Origin of the sequence: Ferrovum myxofaciens (assembly GCF_000735045.1) — a bacterium.
Taxonomy (GTDB): Bacteria; Pseudomonadota; Gammaproteobacteria; order Burkholderiales; family Ferrovaceae; genus Ferrovum; species Ferrovum myxofaciens.
The window spans coordinates 1-499 of record NZ_JPOQ01000332.1 but is presented as its reverse complement, the minus strand read 5'-3'; the positions used below and the strand labels follow the sequence as shown (position 1 = coordinate 499).

Genomic DNA, 499 nt, shown 5'->3' with positions numbered 1-499 from the left:
CATCCATCAACGTGACGATCTGCCGTTCCCGCACTCGCTGCCGGAATTCCAGCGGCTTTTTCCAGATGTTGGGGCGTGTGCTGCTTACCTGGAGAAGTTGCGTTGGCCGGACGGTTTTGTTTGCCCACATTGCGAGGCAGGCGGTGAGCCACTTCGGTTTGCGAACCGTCCAAACGTGTTTCGGTGCCGCGAGTGTCGCAGGGATACCGGCTTGAAAGCCGGAACCGTGATGGAGGGGTCGCATACGCCGCTTAACATCTGGTTCTGGGCTGCCTATCTGGTTACCAGCCAGACGCCCGGCATGTCTGCCGTGCAGTTCCAGCGGCAACTTGGGCTGCCCAGGTATGAGACGGCATTCCAGATTCTCCACAAACTCCGGGCAGGCATGGTGCGCCCCGACCAGGACAGGATCGGCGGCAAGGCCCATGAACACGTAGAGGTCGACGAAACCTATGTCGGCGGCAGGACGCGCGGCAAAGGCAGTGGCGTCCACGACATG

General features: G+C 60.9%; 1 protein-coding gene. It reads left to right on the top strand.

The features are described from left to right. Position 1 precedes the first annotated feature (1 nt). Positions 2-499 (top strand): IS1595 family transposase (locus IV91_RS0113870; protein ID WP_035418498.1); only part of this gene is annotated, 498 nt, incomplete at its 3' end.